16 protein-coding genes and 1 pseudogene are annotated in these 16412 nt (G+C 38.1%); 1 reads left to right on the plus strand and 16 read right to left on the minus strand.

The features are described from left to right. Position 1: 1 nt before the first annotated feature. Both STRMA_RS03780 and parE read right to left on the minus strand, forming a co-directional pair. Positions 2 to 1069 (minus strand): hypothetical protein, encoded by a 1068-nt coding sequence (locus STRMA_RS03780; RefSeq protein ID WP_003081386.1) that lies wholly within the window; start codon positions 1067 to 1069, stop codon positions 2 to 4. Positions 1070 to 1083: 14 nt separating this feature from the next. Beyond that, positions 1084 to 3033 (minus strand): DNA topoisomerase IV subunit B, encoded by a 1950-nt coding sequence (parE, locus tag STRMA_RS03785; RefSeq protein WP_003081773.1) that lies wholly within the window; start codon positions 3031 to 3033, stop codon positions 1084 to 1086. Positions 3034 to 3133: 100 nt separating this feature from the next. Here parE and plsY point away from each other — a divergent pair, with 100 nt between their 5' ends. Continuing rightward, positions 3134 to 3775: a glycerol-3-phosphate 1-O-acyltransferase PlsY gene (gene plsY, locus STRMA_RS03790; RefSeq protein WP_003079957.1), complete on the plus strand. Its 642-nt coding sequence runs from the start codon at positions 3134 to 3136 to the stop codon at positions 3773 to 3775. Positions 3776 to 3879: 104 nt separating this feature from the next. Here plsY and STRMA_RS03795 read toward each other — a convergent pair whose 3' ends face one another. The 14 genes and pseudogenes from STRMA_RS03795 to STRMA_RS03860 all read right to left on the minus strand — a co-directional run bounded on the left by STRMA_RS03795 (position 3880) and on the right by STRMA_RS03860 (position 16407). Further along, positions 3880 to 5148: a dihydroorotase gene (locus tag STRMA_RS03795; RefSeq protein ID WP_003078875.1), complete on the minus strand. Its 1269-nt coding sequence runs from the start codon at positions 5146 to 5148 to the stop codon at positions 3880 to 3882. A gap of 13 nt (positions 5149 to 5161) precedes the next feature. Then, entirely contained in the window at positions 5162 to 5815 is a 654-nt protein-coding gene (locus STRMA_RS03800) for a uracil-DNA glycosylase (RefSeq protein WP_003081202.1), read from the minus strand. Positions 5816 to 5868: 53 nt separating this feature from the next. Continuing rightward, a complete protein-coding gene (locus tag STRMA_RS03805) occupies positions 5869 to 6369 on the minus strand; it encodes a YbhB/YbcL family Raf kinase inhibitor-like protein (protein ID WP_003081595.1) in 501 nt (166 codons plus the stop codon). An 8-nt stretch (positions 6370 to 6377) separates the two neighbouring features. Further along, positions 6378 to 6716, minus strand: coding sequence for an MmcQ/YjbR family DNA-binding protein (locus STRMA_RS03810; RefSeq protein WP_003079972.1), 339 nt, complete (start codon positions 6714 to 6716; stop codon positions 6378 to 6380). Between the two features lie 129 nt (positions 6717 to 6845). Beyond that, positions 6846 to 7475 carry an orotate phosphoribosyltransferase gene (gene pyrE / locus STRMA_RS03815; protein ID WP_003079968.1) on the minus strand — a complete coding sequence of 210 codons (630 nt, stop codon included), beginning with the start codon at positions 7473 to 7475 and terminating at the stop codon, positions 6846 to 6848. 69 nt (positions 7476 to 7544) lie between these two features. Continuing rightward, on the minus strand, positions 7545 to 8240 hold the full coding sequence (pyrF, locus tag STRMA_RS03820; protein WP_003082201.1) for an orotidine-5'-phosphate decarboxylase: 696 nt from the start codon (positions 8238 to 8240) through the stop codon (positions 7545 to 7547). Beyond that, the gene (locus STRMA_RS03825; protein WP_003079049.1) at positions 8233 to 9162 is read right to left on the minus strand and encodes a dihydroorotate dehydrogenase; all 930 of its coding nucleotides are present in this window, start codon (positions 9160 to 9162) and stop codon (positions 8233 to 8235) included. Before STRMA_RS03825 ends, pyrF begins: the two co-directional genes overlap by 8 nt. A gap of 9 nt (positions 9163 to 9171) precedes the next feature. After that, positions 9172 to 9954, minus strand: a pseudogene (locus STRMA_RS03830) (dihydroorotate dehydrogenase electron transfer subunit); the annotation flags it as partial. 209 nt (positions 9955 to 10163) lie between these two features. Beyond that, entirely contained in the window at positions 10164 to 11186 is a 1023-nt protein-coding gene (locus STRMA_RS03835) for an acyltransferase family protein (protein ID WP_003078651.1), read from the minus strand. Positions 11187 to 11224: 38 nt separating this feature from the next. Beyond that, positions 11225 to 12274, minus strand: coding sequence for a sugar transferase (locus tag STRMA_RS03840; protein ID WP_003080916.1), 1050 nt, complete (start codon positions 12272 to 12274; stop codon positions 11225 to 11227). A gap of 5 nt (positions 12275 to 12279) precedes the next feature. Beyond that, a complete protein-coding gene (locus STRMA_RS03845) occupies positions 12280 to 13266 on the minus strand; it encodes a Stealth CR1 domain-containing protein (RefSeq protein ID WP_003080100.1) in 987 nt (328 codons plus the stop codon). Positions 13267 to 13290: 24 nt separating this feature from the next. Then, positions 13291 to 14229 carry a beta-1,6-N-acetylglucosaminyltransferase gene (locus STRMA_RS03850; RefSeq protein WP_003082279.1) on the minus strand — a complete coding sequence of 313 codons (939 nt, stop codon included), beginning with the start codon at positions 14227 to 14229 and terminating at the stop codon, positions 13291 to 13293. Beyond that, a complete protein-coding gene (locus tag STRMA_RS03855; protein WP_003081446.1) occupies positions 14226 to 15227 on the minus strand; it encodes a glycosyltransferase family 2 protein in 1002 nt (333 codons plus the stop codon). Before STRMA_RS03855 ends, STRMA_RS03850 begins: the two co-directional genes overlap by 4 nt. Further along, positions 15220 to 16407: a hypothetical protein gene (locus tag STRMA_RS03860; protein WP_003081629.1), complete on the minus strand. Its 1188-nt coding sequence runs from the start codon at positions 16405 to 16407 to the stop codon at positions 15220 to 15222. Before STRMA_RS03860 ends, STRMA_RS03855 begins: the two co-directional genes overlap by 8 nt. Positions 16408 to 16412 lie beyond the last annotated feature (5 nt).

Raw genomic sequence — 16412 nt, forward strand, 5'->3', positions numbered from 1 at the left:
ATTAATAGTTTGGGTATAGAGGATCTTTTGCTGGAATAACTTTATCTGATAGCTTTCTTCCTAGAGAATTAAAATTATTTCTACTTGGTTTGGCATACTCTGCTATATCTTTATCGGGGTCATATGTCATATCCCACTTAGTCCCTATCAGCGCATAAAATCTTTGTTGGTCTTCTTCTGTTCTAAATCCAGAAAAAAACATCGGAAGCAAATTATTAAATTGGGATTCTAAATATTTAAATGCTGAATCATATACATTCTCATTCCCTTTAACAACGACCTCATTCTCCGGAAAGTGTGCAATATTTCTAGTATAATTTTCTAAATCTAAAAATCTATCATCTGTCAACTTCTCCTTATTCCAAGGTGTCGTAATAAATTTTTCGGTCATAATCTTTTTAGGATTATCTTTATAAGAATATTCTATATAAGTTGCAATTGCCAAAAAGGGATACACCCGCAATTCAAATGCGACATTATCCTTACCCGGTTTCCCATAAATTTTACTTCGTAAATCTCGATTTCCCAACTTCCCATAAAAGTTTTTAGAAAGTACTGAAGTCTCAATTTCATCAATAGTTTTCCCCGTACTTGTTTGCGAAATAACATTTTCGTAGGAAACGGGTAACAGGATTAGACTTGAGTATCGTGTCCCATCCTTAAATATATAGTATAACTTAGCAGGGATATATAGGTAGTAGCTGGGTTGTGGTGGTGAAGTTAACGGTTTTTGTGATTCATTGTATAGTGTGTAACTTGGATGTTCTTGCCAAAAATTTTGAACAATATTAAAGTTTGTGGTTTCAAGATAATCATTTCTTTTATTTGTTTTATAGACACTAAAACAGGAAACTAACAAAGCTACAATGGATAGCCCAATCGTCAATTCAGATTTAATTTTGGACCATAATCCCACCTTATCTTTTTTAATTTCAATTGGATTAGTAAGAGTTACTCTATACTCATTAAGGTTAGTTTTCTCCATCCTCTGAAACTTTTTACTTTCAGACTTCAACAATTCCTGTCGTTGATTCTCTAACGAATTCTTTTTATCTTGCTTTTTTCCCATATTCTCTCCATAATCTAGAACACCGTATTCTCTTCCAAGGTGAACTTAACATTATCCTCGATCCATTTGCGGCGGGGTGGGACTTTATCGCCCATGAGAACATTGACACGGCGTTCGGCACGCGCGAGATCTTCGATCGTTACACGAATAAGAGTTCGATTTTCGGGATTCATGGTGGTTTCCCAGAGCTGGTCAGCATTCATTTCTCCCAAACCTTTATAACGCTGGAGAATGGCTCCCTTGCCAAATTTTTTGCGGAGGTCTTCAAGTTCTTGATCGGTCCATGCATACTCAACTACTTCTTTGGCTCCCTTGCCTTTAGACATTTTATAAAGGGGAGGCAGAGCAATATAGACGTGTCCTGTCTCAACCAGCGGTCTCATGTAGCGATAGAAAAAAGTCAAAAGCAGGGTCTGAATATGAGCTCCATCGGTATCGGCATCGGTCATGATAATGATTTTATCATAGTTAGCATCTTCCACCTTAAAATCAGGACCGGCACCAGCGCCGATAGTATAAATCATGGTATTGATTTCTTCATTTTTAATAATATCATCCATCTTAGCCTTGGCGGTATTGAGCACCTTACCGCGCAAAGGGAGGATAGCCTGAAATTTGCGATCACGTCCCTGCTTGGCTGAGCCGCCGGCAGAATCTCCTTCGACTAGATAGAGTTCATTTTTCTTAGGATTTTTAGATTGGGCGGGAGTCAGTTTTCCGGAAAGAAGGCCCTTGTCTTTCTTGTTTTTCTTGCCGTTTCTGCTGTCGTCTCTGGCTTTGCGGGCTGCTTCGCGGGCATCGCGCGCTTTAATGGCCTTGCGGATAAGATTGGCAGCCAATTCGCCATTTTCCATAAGGAAATAGGTCAACTGATCTGAAACCAAACCATCCACAATCGGACGGGCTAGAGGACTGCCTAACTTATCTTTGGTTTGTCCTTCAAACTGCAAATGCTCTTCTGGAACAAGGATAGAAAGGACAGCAGATAAGCCTTCGCGGTAATCTGATCCTTCTAAATTCTTATCTTTTTCCTTGAGCAGGCCTGTCTTTCTAGCATAATCGTTCATAGCTTTCGTAATAGCTGATTTGAGCCCAGTCTCATGCGTTCCGCCGTCTTTGGTACGGACATTATTGACAAAAGAGAGAATATTGTCTGAGAAACCATCATTGTACTGCAGAGCAACCTCTACTTGAAAATCAGATTCATTTCCTTCAAAGTAAATGACTGGTGTCAGGGTTTCCTTATCTTCATTGAGATATCCTACAAAGTCCTGAACACCGTTTTCATAGTGAAAGACAGCATATTCTGCTTCTTCCGGACGTTCATCTTTTAAAGTCAAAGTAACATTTTTAAGAAGAAAAGCGGATTCGTTGAGCCTTTCAGCAATGGTATTATAAACGAAATTAGTCGTTGAGAAAATACTAGCATCCGGCATAAAGGTTACCTTGGTTCCTGACTGTGTTTTGGGAGCTTTTCCAATCTTCTCTAAAGTCGTTACTGGCTTTCCGCCATTTTCAAAACGCTGTCTGTAAACTGAGCCATCACGCGTAATTTCAACTTCTAACCAGGATGACAGGGCATTAACAACAGAAGAGCCCACACCATGCAGACCGCCTGAAGTTTTATAGCCTCCTTGCCCAAATTTACCGCCAGCATGAAGGATCGTAAAGATAACTTCAACAGTCGGAATCCCCATAGCATGCTGACCCGTAGGCATACCGCGGCCATGGTCGGACACCGTTAGACTTCCATCTTTATTAATGATAACGTCAATTTGATCTCCAAAGCCTGACAGCGCTTCATCCACAGCATTATCTACTATTTCCCAGACAAGATGATGCAGCCCCATCCCGTCTGTAGATCCGATATACATTCCAGGCCGCTTGCGGACAGCATCTAATCCTTCTAAAACCTGAATGGCAGTATCATCATAATTATTAATTGTTATTTCTTTCTTAGCCAATTGGACCTCCAGATTTTTTCATCCATTTTATATTACAAGTTTTTTGTCATTTTTGCAAAATAAATCGTTCTTCTTTATTTTCTATGCTATAATATTTTTTATGAAAGTTTTTGTTTTTATCATTATAGCTTACCTCCTTGGTTCCATTCCCAGCGGACTTTGGATTGGCAAACTTTTTTATGGAAAAAACCTCCGTGATTATGGCAGCGGCAATACAGGTACGACTAACACCTTTCGTGTCCTAGGAGCCAAAGCAGGAATTGTTACTTTTATTTTAGACTGTTTAAAAGGTACAATCGCTACAAGTCTGCCTATTATTTTTCATGTCACATCTGTCTCTCCTATGCTGATTGGAGTCTTTGCTATTATTGGACATAGTTTCCCCTTATTTGCACAATTTAAAGGCGGCAAAGCTGTTGCAACCAGTGCTGGGGTATTGCTGGGATATGCCCCTATTTACTTAATTTTTCTTTTACTTATCTTTGGCCTTGCTCTTTATCTTAGCAGCATGATTTCTTTTGCCAGTGTTACTGTTTCAATCGCTGCTATTGCTACAGCTCTCTTTTTCCCGGCCTTTCACTTTTTATTGGATAGCTATGATCTTACCTTTACCATTATTGTGGTAGCAGCTTCTGGTTTAATTATCATACGGCATATCGAAAATATCAAGCGCATCAAAAATAAGGAAGAAAATTTAGTCCCTTTTGGACTCAATATCACCAAACAGCATAAAGCAAAATAAAAAGCGTCTTATAGGTGCCATTCCCATTAATGTTAGATAAAAACTAACCCTGGATTGGCTATCATAAGACGCTTTTTTATTAGTTTAGCATAAAATTTTTTTATTTAAGCTTGGTATACAATCTGTCCATCACAGATTGTATAGCGAACTTGCCCTTTTAGGGCAGTGCCGATAAAAGGTGAATTAGAGGCTTTAGAAACAAATTGATTGGAAATGACGCGTTCTTTCTGATCCTCAAAGATAAGAATATCGGCAGGCCCATTTTCAGCTAGGTAACCAGCATCAAAGCCATAAAGTTCAGCAGGATTTAAAGTCATTTTTTCTAACAGCTGGCTGAGAGTCAAGTGTCCTTCTTCCACTAAGTGCGTTAGGCCCAAAGACAGAGAAGTTTCAAGGCCTGTCATACCAGAAGGAGCCTTAGTAATATCCTCTGTATTTTTTTCATCCCAATGATGAGGGGCATGGTCTGTTGCAATAACTGAAATAACACCTGACTTAAGACCTTCGATAACTGCCAAACGATCAGATTCCAGCCGAAGAGGTGGATTCATTTTGGCATTAGCTCCTTGACTGAGAAGTAAATTTTCTGTACTTGAAAAATGCTGAGGGGCTGCTTCTGCAGTGACTTGGGCACCCAAATGCTGAGCAAATTCTACTACTTTAACACTTTGAGCTTTTGATAAATGCTGAATATGAACATGTGCTTGCCTGTCATAAGCAATCATCACATCACGCGCAATCATGCTGTACTCTGCTACCCCGGTTGCTCCGCAAATGTGGAATTCTTTTTCAGCAATATGCTCATTAAAACCTAAAATACCATTTAAGGCAGGATCTTCTTCATGTAAGCTGATAAAAGTATTGGCTGCCTTAGCTGAATCTAAGGCTTCTTTAACGATTTTGGAATCTGTCAAAGGAATGCCATCATCTGAAAAACCTACAGCTCCAGCCTTTAACAAGGCTTTGAAATCTGTTAGATGCTCTCCGTCAAATCCCTTAGTGATTGTCGCTACTGATTTAACATGGATCTTTTCCTTAGCAGCACGCTTTAAGACTTCAGTTAAGGTTTTTACATCAGAAATCGTAGGTTTTGTATTAGCCATCATAACAACTGTTGTAAAACCTCCGGCCGCTGCTGCCAAAGCCCCTGTATGAATATCTTCTTTGTGTGTCTGTCCTGGCTCACGAAAATGGACATGAATATCTACCAAACCCGGAGCAACAACCATTCCCTTTGCATCAATAACCTGATTATAGTTACCCTCGATATTTTCAGCTATTTTGGCAATTTTCTTGCCATCAATCAGGATATCTGAGACTTGGTCAAACCCTGTCTTAGGATCAATAACACGGCCGCTTTTAATCAATAACATAAATTCCTCCTTATTATTTGAGCCAATCAATAGCTTTTAGTCCTTTAGATTCTAAAAAAGCATTCGTTTTGGAAAAAGGTTTGCTGCCAAAGAAACCTCGATAAGCCGATAAAGGGCTGGGATGAGAAGATTCAATGATATAGTGGATAGGATTTGTAATGATCTGCTTTTTCTTACGGGCAAAACCGCCCCAAAGGATAAAGACAACAGGTGTCTCCTTTTGATTGACCACTTTGATGACGGCATCAGTAAAAGGTTCCCAAATTCCGCCGGCATGTGCATTAGCCTGATGCTCAGGTACCGTTAGACTGGCATTTAGCAAAAGCACCCCTTGCCGAGCCCAAGATGTCAAATCATGGCTCTTCTTTTGACCAATATCATCAGCCAATTCCTGCAGAATATTCTGCAAAGACGGCGGTGCAGGCACTTGTTCTGGTACAGAAAAAGACAGTCCTTGCGCTTGATTAGGGCCATGATAAGGATCTTGACCAATAATCACCACTTTGACATCTTCTAAAGCTGTTGTTTGAATCGCATTGAAAACTTTCTCCCGCGGCGGATAAATGACACCTTGTGCATAAACAGTATCCATAAATCGGTTGATCTGAGCAAAATAGCCTTCAGGGAGCTCTTTTTTTATCAAGTCATGCCAAGCTGAATGTTTCATATGCTTCCTTTCTCTTTACACTACCTTATGACAAACGGTTTAAAAGCAAAAAATTAAAATTTACCAACCAAGTCTATTTTAGCCTTCTCAATGACATGGTCTTCCAGCTCATGTAAAAGTTCATTGAGATAAAAACCCTTTTTTAAAGATAATTCCTTATCCAGAGCATAAACATTTAAAGTATAAAGATGATCCTTATCAGGAGGATAAGGCCCCAGATAGCCTTCTTCCATATCCGAATAATCTCTTGTTAAAAAACGAGATACTAGGCTGTTTTTTCCTTGCAGATGATCCTTATCCAATCTGGCAAAGTCCTCAGGAACAGTCTCTGTCGTAGGGCTAACATTAGCCACAATCCAGTGAATATATGCAAAACCGCATACTGGAATAGAATCATAGTCTACAAAAGTCCAGGCCAAACTCTTGGTTTCTTCTGGAATATCACTTATCTCAAAAGGAAAAGACTTAACAGCATATCCCTTGTTTGTCTCTCTTGCTTTTTTAGCATAAGTATCCGGAATAATATTATTTTTAAATGGAACATTAATGTTCATAATACACCTCATTTCCTTGTCAGCCGACTGGACTCCAAAAGCATTTGCTTGAGCTCTTCTTGAGTCACTTCCGTCTCATTGACGGCAATCGTTAGCCAATGCTTTTTATTAAGGCCAATAGCAGGCATAATACCTCTATCATTTAGATATTCTTCTACTTGTTCTGGTTTTAGTTTCAGACTAAGCAGGAGTCTGCTGTCTTGTTCTAAAATAATGGCTAAAATCTTTTGATTGTGATGATGCCGAATGGCTGCATGTTCGCGTCCTTTACGTTTAAAAGGATAATCTTCATAACCATTGGTAATCATCAAAACTAAGGCTATGAGTTCTTTTTTCGTCAACTTCATTTGATTCTCCTCATTTAGCGCTGGGCCTTCTTATTTCTGACTTCGTAAGTTATCACAATCAAGCTAGCTGCTATGTAAAAGATGGAAGCAGAAAACCACCCTTTTAAAATACTGATTTTGTCTTATTTCTCATTCTTGCCAATTACTTTGATTTTCTTTAAATTTCTTGAGCAGAGCCAAACCGTCAGCATTAATATATCCTTGTACTTTAGCTACTTTTATTAATTCTGAATAGTTTGAAAGAGTGACAAGTTTAAGTCCTGCTTTTTCAAAATTTTCTGTTGCTTTTGGCAGTTCATAAGTAAAGATCGCCACAACTCCAAGGACATCTGCTCCTTCACGCTCTGCTGCAGCAACAGCTTCAAGAACAGAGCCTCCTGTTGAAATCAAGTCTTCAATGACCACCATTTTCTGTCCTTTAATAAGACGGCCTTCAACTTGATTACCTGCTCCATGATTTTTTGGTTTACTGCGGATATAAGTAAAAGGCAGCCCCATCTTATCTGCAACAATCGCACCATGTGGAATACCTGCTGTGGCTGTTCCGGCAATGACTTCTGTTTGAGGAAATACTTCCTTAATTTTTTCCACAAAACCATTTTCAATAAGGGTGCGGGTTTCAGGATAAGAAAGCGTGATACGGTTATCGGTATAAATTGGAGATTGGATACCTGAAGCCCAGGTAAAAGGTGATTCTGGTTTCAAATACACCGCTTTAATATCCAATAAGTCACGGGCAATATCTTTGGCTAATGTCATGATATATCTCCTTTAAAATATTTTTCATTTCTGTAAAGAACTCTTTTAGCTTTATCTTAAATTTTTTAATTAATGGTGATTCCATTGGTCATAGATAGCTTGATAAGCTGCTAGTGGATCGGGAGCCTGGGTAATAGGGCGGCCAATTACAATATAATCCGAACCAATTTGTCTGGCTTGTTCTGGTGTCATCACACGTTTTTGATCACCAGAAGCCGAGCCCTCAGGACGAATACCAGGAGTTAAACAGATAAAATCACTCGAGGTTGCTCTTTTAATCACTTCAACTTCACGAGCAGAACAGACAACTCCGTCAAGTCCTGCTTCTTTGGTCTTTTTAGCATAATGAAGCACAGAGTCCGCTAGAGTGCTTTGAATATTTTGATCAGCCTGCATTTGCTCCTGAGAGGTCGAAGTTAACTGTGTCACTGCAATTAACTTGGAATCCCGACCCAAGCCCTCTCGGGCAGCTGACATCATTTCAAGGCCTCCTGCTGCGTGCACATTGGTCATATCAACTCCAAGATCTGCAAGCACCTTCATAGCTGACTTAACAGTATTTGGAATATCATGCAACTTCAAATCAAGAAAAACAGAGTGACCGTATGTTTTGACATAAGTAACTACTTCTGGACCTGCAGCATAATAAAGCTCCATACCAATCTTAAGATAAAGTTTTTCATCACTGGGAAAAAGAGAGAGAAAGGTTTTCACCTTATCCAGTGAAGGGAAATCAAGAGCAATAATAGGGCGTTCCTCACGCATTTTTGATATCCTTTCTAAGTTGTTCAAGGGATTTAATCCCATACTGATCCATAAGCTTTGGCAAATCATTAATGATATTGGGGCAGGCAAAAGGATCTGTGAAATTAGCTGTTCCAACAGCAACGGCTGAAGCACCGGCTACCATCATCTCAAGAGCAGCCCGAGCAGAATCAACACCTCCCATACCTATGATAGGCAGATCAGAAATCTGGGCTACTTGATGAATCAGCTTAAGGGCGACAGGAAATACAGCCGGCCCGCTCATGCCCCCAGTACCATTGGCAATAATGGGGCTTCTTGTTTGTAAGTCAAACCGCATACCAACCAAGGTATTTATCAGTGTAAAACCAGCTGCTCCAGCATCCTCAACAGCTTTAGCAACAGTTGTAATATCCGTAACGCTAGGAGTTAATTTGACATACACAGGTACCTCCGAATGAGCAACACTAGCTTTAACAGCCTGATAAGCCAGTTCAGGTACTTGCCCAATCAGAAGCCCTGCATTGCCGTGATCGACATTAGGACAAGAGATATTAAGTTCAATTGCAGACACATTAGCTGCTTTAGAGATTTCAGCAGAGACATAAGCATATTCTTCATTAGAAAAACCAGCTACATTAGCAATGATAGGCAATTGAGGATAATGCTCTTTAAGCCAAGGCAATTTTTCAGCAACAACAGCTTCAACTCCAGGATTTTGCAAACCAATAGCATTTAACATACCAGCAGGTGTTTCAGCGACACGAGGCGTTGGGTTGCCAAAACGCGGCTGCTGTGTTGTAGCCTTGATCATGATGGAGCCCAATTGATTCAAATCATAATACTTAGCAAATTCCTGACCAAAGCCAAAACAGCCCGAAGCTGGAATGATAGGATTCTTCAAATCCAGTCCTGGCAATTTGACAGCAAGTCTATCAGACATAGTAACCTCCTAGTCTAAAACAATCTGACCTATTTTAAAGACGGGACCTTCCTTGCAAACACGTAAATTTTGAGCAGCTGCTTGATCTTTAACATGAACAACACAGGCATAACAAGCTCCCATACCGCAAGCCATTCGTGATTCAGTTGAGATATAAGCATGTGGGTGATTAGCGAAATGCTTGTCAACATATTTCAGCATCCCAGGAGCACCGCAAGCATAGACAGCATCTGCTTGAATGGTCATCTTATCAATAACAGCTGAGACGTAGCCTTTTTGGCCATAGGAACCATCATCTGTTGTTACGGTCACTTTAGCGTACTGTTTCAGTTTATCTTCCAAGATAAGGGCCTCTTTATTGGCAAAGCCTAAAACAGCTATAACTTCAACACCTTTTTCATACAGCTCTCTAGCGAGTGCCAGCAAAGGCGGCACACCAATCCCGCCTCCTATCAAAAGGGCTGTTTGTCCCTTAAGCAGAAAGGAAGTATCAAAACCATTCCCTTGAGGACCCAAGCAATCCAGCCTGCTGCCTTCTTTCAGAAGCGAAAAAGCAGCCGTTCCTTCACCTTCTATACGATAAATGATAGTAGCTTCTTTAGCCTCCCGGTCAATCTCAGATATAGATATTGGACGGCGCAAGAGCTTAGTTGCATCGGGTACACGGATATGGAGAAACTGACCGACTGCCATTTCTTCAACTAAATCACCAGACAGCGTCATCTCAAAAATACGCGGTGCAATTTCTCTCTGCCTAACCAGCATCATATCTTCTTTTAGAATCATAGCTCTTGCCTTTCTATGAAAAAAACCTTACCAGCAGGCAAGGTTGCACAAAAAGCTGGCAGAATACAGCTTCTGCCTTTTAACACGATATTCCTTGACAGCCTCTCTGGACCAGATTAAAGGTTATTTAATTTTTTATATTATAGCCTTTAATCATAAAAATGTCAAATAAAGTCAGCAAAACGAAATAGCCTGAATCTTTTTAAATACTGCTTTTACTCCCTTTTGCCGCTTCCTATGATTTTCTGAGGATAAAGGAAGAAAGTCAAAAGAGGAATTTTCTTAAAAATAGAAACAGCCAGGCTAATCACAAACCAACCTCCTGCAATACCAAACAGCAAATGGAGCCATAAGGCTTCAATGCCTAGTTTGAACAAGACAATACGGATGACACTGATAATAGGAGCATGCAGAATATAAATAGCTAAGCTGTCTTTGCCTTTAGCCACAAAATAAGGAGCAAACTTAGTCTTATCCAGCATAGGATAAAGAGCAAAAGCCAGTAAAACACTAACCATAAAAATAAGCCCCCAAAGTCCCGGCCTATCATAGCTAGTATAGTGGGTAAAACCTTGCTTTTGCCAGAACCACATAAAAGCAGCTAGGCTAAAAAAGCAAGGAAGAAAGACACAACTAGCGGTCTTCCAGGAATTAAAACGATAATTGATCTCACGCAAAAAACTGCCCAACATGAAAAAGAAAGACCATAACAATAACTTTTGTAAGAGATAAATAGGAAGAGGAAACAGCAAGGCTGCTGCAAAACCTATTGCTGTGAAGGCAAAGAGCCATTTCTTATTTTTAATAAAAATGGAAAGCAAACCCAAAACCAGATAAATGGCCCATAAAACGTAAAGATACCATGAAACTCCTAAAGGCATTTTATAAATAGCCAGTAAGTCTGAAAGTCTAGCAGGGTCGCGCACAGCGCTTCCGCCAGCCCGCTGCAAAGCAAACTGAATAACAGAATAAAACAAATAAGGAATACCTAACACAAGAGTCTTCTTTTTAACATAGTGCCAATAACTTTTCCCATCAGCCAGCGGTTGGAAAAAATAGCCCGATAAAGCAAAAAATACCGGAATATGAAAAATGTAGAGAAGCTCAATAATAAATAAGAATCCCCTGTTATAAACTTCAAAACGTCCTGACTGCAAAAGACCCAAATTAACATGGCCCAAAAAAACCAAAAAAATTGTCAGTCCCTTCCCAAAATCAATCCATTCAATGCGTTTCATTAATACTCCTTAATACAATAGCAATAAACTGTATTGTGCTATAGTTGTTTTTTTAAGAACAAGCCAGCACGAATAGACTGGCCTATTTTTTTAGCTCCTTGCAGCAAAACTTGATAATCTTTTTCAGATAGCTGCCTCATCTTTTCATCCAATTCAAATAAGCTGCTTACGCTAATACCGCAGTGATTTTTTTTGACAAAATCAGCAAGTGCAGATTCTGACCAAACAATAACTGGCAAGCCTGACGCTAAATAGAGAGAAGCTTTATGAGAATTATTAAAACGAAGATAGTCTCCAAACATACCTGTACAGGTATCAGCACTAGGGCCATCCCAAACGAGTCCAAAGCTTCCTGACAAATGAAAGGGCAGCTCATCTGGAAAAAAGGAACCTTTATAAGAAATATTAGCCGTATTTTGGTCATCATAACCAACACCATAGAGATTAAACTGAGGGGTTTTTGGTAAATGATAAAGGAAACCTGATTTTTCAGCAGCTAAATTTCCTGCTATAACAAGAGGTAAATCTTTAGCTACTGTTGCTATTTTACCTCCCTTATATTTTGGAATTAAATAGTCAAAAATGTCAAGCGAGGATAATTTTTGAGCGTCTATTTTTTTCTGAATAAGAACGGCTTTCATTTTATCATTATGGACAATAATGCGATCAGCATTCTTTAAAACAGTCATTTCTTGCAGCCAAAGTCTCAGCCGGTGCTTGAGTGATAAATGACGTTTATCATTAGCAAAACGCAGACTCTCCAGATCGTGAATCAGGACAAAGACCTTTATCCCTTTTTTTCTTAGCTGCTTCAAGACTCTTGAAAAAAAGATAGTGTGATTAATGATGGGAAACTGAATAAGGAGATTATCTCCGGACTTTAAAGGTGAAAAAGCTTTTTTAAAAATACGATATTTATAAAAATGTGCTCTTTTTCCTAAAGGCTCTATAGTATCTTCCTTTATGCTGACTGATATAGGAGAATAATGCAAGGAGGCAAGAATAGCATTAACATCATCTCTAGCTTTATTACCAGCATTTTTTTGATTATAAGTATATAAAATACTTTCTTTTAAATAATAATTCATGGTGCTTACTTTTCAAAATGTGATTTTACAGGATAATATTTTAGTAATAAATCCTGAAGGTATTTCAAATTTTCTACGTCTATATCAACTGTATCGTTTATACAGATCATTTTAACCTTTCGGCTTTTAAACAGTCTAGGCAAACGACCTACTTCATTAATCGTTAAAAATGCCCCTTTATTTTGCTCAAAAGGTTCAAATTGGTTTGTCTCAATTTGCCAATAATGACAAATATATTGATTAACATCAGTAGCATAATTTCGAATATGGTTACAGCTAGCAGTGCCTAAGGTCTCTTTTTCTTTAGTCCACAACAGATCTAAAGTAGATTTGCGAATAGGTGCTGGAAGATGCGGATTATGATAACCTGTAATATCCCAGGGCAGTAAAAATATATTTTTAAAAAGATACTTGCCGTACTTAAAAGTAAAAAATTTAAACGGCGACTCTTTTAATGCCTTTTTCGCAGGAAAATGGCGCTTTATTAATTTAACATTATTAAATAAGAGCTGATCAAAAGCTTCTGCAGGAACAATGGCATTGTAAACCGCCATAAGCTTAGGTTTCCCATCTACAAAAAAATCTTCTGGTCTAACATCATTAACTAAAAACATATCATCATTAAAGAGCACAAACTGTTCAGATAATTCAGGAATACGGTGCAAATTAAGTTCAATCGCTGCAGCATTAAAAGTCGGTAAATATTCTTTTGGCATAAAGTCAGCATGCTTAACAAGATTTAATTTAGGGTGTGCTGCATCAAGCCAATCAGGTACTTGCCCATTGGTTACTAAATGGATTTTATGGACCCAAGGCGCATGTTTTTCCACCATTCGAAACCAATAATGAAAAGTGCCATAATCTCTATACAGTTTATCATTTTCAACTGTTTTGTCAGCATTCTTGGTAAATTTTGCTTTTTCCTCTAGCCACTCTTTATCGTTATCATCTACCCACAAGACAACGAAATCAATTTTTTCGATTGCTCTCACCACTTTCTAACGAATAAGATCATTTTAATTTCTTTTTTTAGTTAAACGAAGAATAAAATCGAAAAGTTCATCTTCCTCGGATAGATCAAACTTTCGTGTGAAAAAATAGCCTTTATCAGCAAGCCTTTGCAATTGCCTTTTATCCTCCTTGCTATTAGTCCAGACATAAGGATTACCATCCCACCAATTAACAAACCTCAAGTTTGCCTGATATTCATCTGGAATATTTTGCTTGATAGTATTGTCAAAGACATCATTGTCAAAACCAAATTTATTTAAGAAAAGGGGCAAAAAGACTTCATCTGGTATAAACGTTTTCCCAAAAGTCTTAAAGACCCACTCTTTATGTTCCAATAAAGAAAGGACAACATCTTCTGGAAGGCTTGCCCATTGACTAGCTTTCATAGGCTTTAAATGATATTTTTTTAATAAATTAACACCCATGATTTTTTGAATGCTGACTTCCAAAAAACGATATAGTTTAAACAAACCCTTGCCAAATACTCCAGGAATAGTTCTTGGTGTAAAAGCTTCAAAAAAATGATAGTACTTTAAACGATTGATATTTTCAGGATCGCCTTCTAAAGTCATACGATTTAAAAAAATGGACTGAGAATGTTCATCAAAAAACTGATGAATTCGATCTTGATGAACAATAGGTAAATCTGAACCAGACAGTAAATGGTAAAAATGATAGCGGCCATACAGTTTTGCTCTTTCAAACAGTAAAAACTCTGCTTTAACCTGTGAAAAGCCGCCCCAATAGATGGCTTTTCGATCTGTTAGTAGCAGGTTTGACTGCTTGCTAGCATCCTCAAGCATGTGCTTATCTTCTTCTGTAAAGTTTGCTTTAGCATCTATATGGACAAAGATATCATTTCTAGGATCATCTAATAAAGAGATTAGAAAGGCAAGTTGCTGAAAATTGGCATGTGCCATGATCAAATAAGCATGTTTCATCATTTTTTAACTACCGATTTTATTTTAGTAAGGCGATTGATTAGACTGGCAAAAAAGAAATAATGACTCGCATAGAGTCTAATTAATAGCTTTCGATTAAAGGGCAGAGGTGCTCTGAGCAAAGCCGATTTGTTTTGTTTTAACTGCTGAGATAGAGTTTCAATTTCTTTTTTAAAACTGACTTTTAGGGAATTAAACTGCGGTGATAAGGATATTTCCGTTAAGAGAGCAAAATCGGCCCTCTGACGGTTGATTTCGGCCCAGGCAATATAATCAGGGCTGCCGGTTTTACGAGCTTCTGCTAGCACTATATCCCAACCTTTTAAGACATCAAAATGTTTAGAAGAAAATTGAGCTGTTAATCCCTGCTCATTGCTAAAATAATGGTAGACGATTTTATCGGTGACAATAATCTTTTGAGCTTTTAAAATATAACGAAAGGTTGTGGGAACATCTTCAGCATAAAATCCTTTAGGGTAACGAATTCCCTCAACCACCTGACGTTTATAAAGTTTATTCCAAACATAATACTCAATAGACTGACTGCCTATTTTAAAATACTTTTTAGCATAAGCTTTCTGAGTCAGCAGGTTTTCTTTTGGTTTTTGAGAATTTTCAAAAGGAAGAGGCTGTGCTGTTCTTCTAATAGCACCAACACAAATATCAGCCCCATAGTCTTCCAAAAGGCGAAGCATATAGGCATAAGCATCCTTTTCAAGCCAATCATCCGAATCCAGAAAGGCAACATAATCACCTGTAATATATTGCAGCCCCTTATTTCTAGCCTCACTAAGACCAGCATTCTCCTGATGAATTATTTTGATGCGCGGATCTTTTTGAGCAAACCTTTCTGCAATCACCATGGACTTATCTTTTGTTCCGTCGTTAACAATGATAATTTCTAAATTAGAGTAAGTTTGATTCACTAAAGAGTCTAAACAGCGGCTCAAATATTTTTCAACATTATAGACAGGAACAATAACACTAATCTTCTTAGACATGGGAATGACTTTCTAGAGCTGACTGCTTTTCTATGGCGTTTGGCACTTGTCTGAAGGAAAAATTAGCTAAAAACAAGATGGCAAAAATATTATAATAAGGTTCAATTAAATGATGGGCAATCATACTATTAATTGAAATAACCACAATCACAGCAAGCGTATAATAATCCTGTCTTTTTAAACAAGTAACAGCCTGAAGGGTCATCAGCAGTACAAAAAATAATATGAAAATCAGACCAAATACAAAAGCAAATTTTAAATAAGAACTGTCTACAAAATTATAATGCAGCACAGACTTTGTGGAGCGGCCATTCCCAAAAAACTTAATAACCTGTCCAAAGGGCTTTAGACCATATTTTTCGATAGCCCTTTTGCCTAAATGAAGCCTGCCTGAAAGGACATTATCCAATAAATGAAGAAAACCATTTTTAGCATTGTAGAAGATTGTTAAAGCATACGTTACTAAAAATGCTAGCAGTGTTGAAAAAGGGGCTAACTGTGCTGCTTGATGCAGTGCTTTTCCCTTTAAAAAACGGATCAAAAGAAATAAAAGGATAGCCAAAAATAAAGTAATCGCATCCAAACGGGCATCAGAAAACTTAATCAAAAAGGCTACTAGCAATACTCCCAAGCCAGAAAACAGCCAAGGCTTTTTTTCAAAATAAAGATAAGCTGAAAAAAGATAAGCAAAAAGCACATGTGCCGCAAAATCTGTCGGATAAATAATGCCAAACGAATTGCGTACAATCCCTGACCCTGGCCGCACATATTGTAAATTTGGAATAATACCAATCATAGACGAAAAGAAAGCCAAAATCATAATTAAAAGAACAATCAGCAAATAAGTCTTAATAATTTTTCTGGCATCAATTTTGTAAGCTCCCATAATCAGCAGGGCCAATGCTATAACGCCAGTATCACTGGTTGCTAACCAAACTAAAGAACCTATAAGCAATAAGCTAAAAGAAACAGCTAAAAACTGAATATTCCAATGCTTCTTAAAAAAAACACTGGCAAAAGAAAAAATCAAAAAAGCTTTAGCGATCGCATGGGAAAAATCTGGCATAGGAAACATTGTGGTCCACAGCATTCCTATTATTAAATAAGGCACAAAGGCTAAAAAGAATAGAAGCTCATCTATTCTAATCTCTCTTCCTCTAAATGACACATATTCTTTCATTAGTT

The sequence above is a fragment of the Streptococcus macacae NCTC 11558 genome (assembly GCF_000187995.2).
GTDB classification, from domain to species: domain Bacteria; phylum Bacillota; class Bacilli; order Lactobacillales; family Streptococcaceae; genus Streptococcus; species Streptococcus macacae.

Bases quoted from the DNA above. Each gene is read 5' to 3' on its own strand.
- STRMA_RS03780 (WP_003081386.1), bottom strand. From the start codon at position 1,069: ATGGGAAAAAAGCAAGATAAAAAGAATTCGTTAGAGAATCAACGACAG.
- plsY (WP_003079957.1), top strand. From the start codon at position 3,134: ATGAAAGTTTTTGTTTTTATCATTATAGCTTACCTCCTTGGTTCCATT.
- STRMA_RS03795 (WP_003078875.1), bottom strand. From the start codon at position 5,148: ATGTTATTGATTAAAAGCGGCCGTGTTATTGATCCTAAGACAGGGTTT.
- STRMA_RS03800 (WP_003081202.1), bottom strand. From the start codon at position 5,815: ATGAAACATTCAGCTTGGCATGACTTGATAAAAAAAGAGCTCCCTGAA.
- STRMA_RS03805 (WP_003081595.1), bottom strand. From the start codon at position 6,369: ATGAACATTAATGTTCCATTTAAAAATAATATTATTCCGGATACTTAT.
- STRMA_RS03810 (WP_003079972.1), bottom strand. From the start codon at position 6,716: ATGAAGTTGACGAAAAAAGAACTCATAGCCTTAGTTTTGATGATTACC.
- pyrE (WP_003079968.1), bottom strand. From the start codon at position 7,475: ATGACATTAGCCAAAGATATTGCCCGTGACTTATTGGATATTAAAGCG.
- pyrF (WP_003082201.1), bottom strand. From the start codon at position 8,240: ATGCGTGAGGAACGCCCTATTATTGCTCTTGATTTCCCTTCACTGGAT.
- STRMA_RS03825 (WP_003079049.1), bottom strand. From the start codon at position 9,162: ATGTCTGATAGACTTGCTGTCAAATTGCCAGGACTGGATTTGAAGAAT.
- STRMA_RS03835 (WP_003078651.1), bottom strand. From the start codon at position 11,186: ATGAAACGCATTGAATGGATTGATTTTGGGAAGGGACTGACAATTTTT.
- STRMA_RS03840 (WP_003080916.1), bottom strand. From the start codon at position 12,274: ATGAATTATTATTTAAAAGAAAGTATTTTATATACTTATAATCAAAAA.
- STRMA_RS03850 (WP_003082279.1), bottom strand. From the start codon at position 14,229: ATGATGAAACATGCTTATTTGATCATGGCACATGCCAATTTTCAGCAA.
- STRMA_RS03855 (WP_003081446.1), bottom strand. From the start codon at position 15,227: ATGTCTAAGAAGATTAGTGTTATTGTTCCTGTCTATAATGTTGAAAAA.
- STRMA_RS03860 (WP_003081629.1), bottom strand. From the start codon at position 16,407: ATGAAAGAATATGTGTCATTTAGAGGAAGAGAGATTAGAATAGATGAG.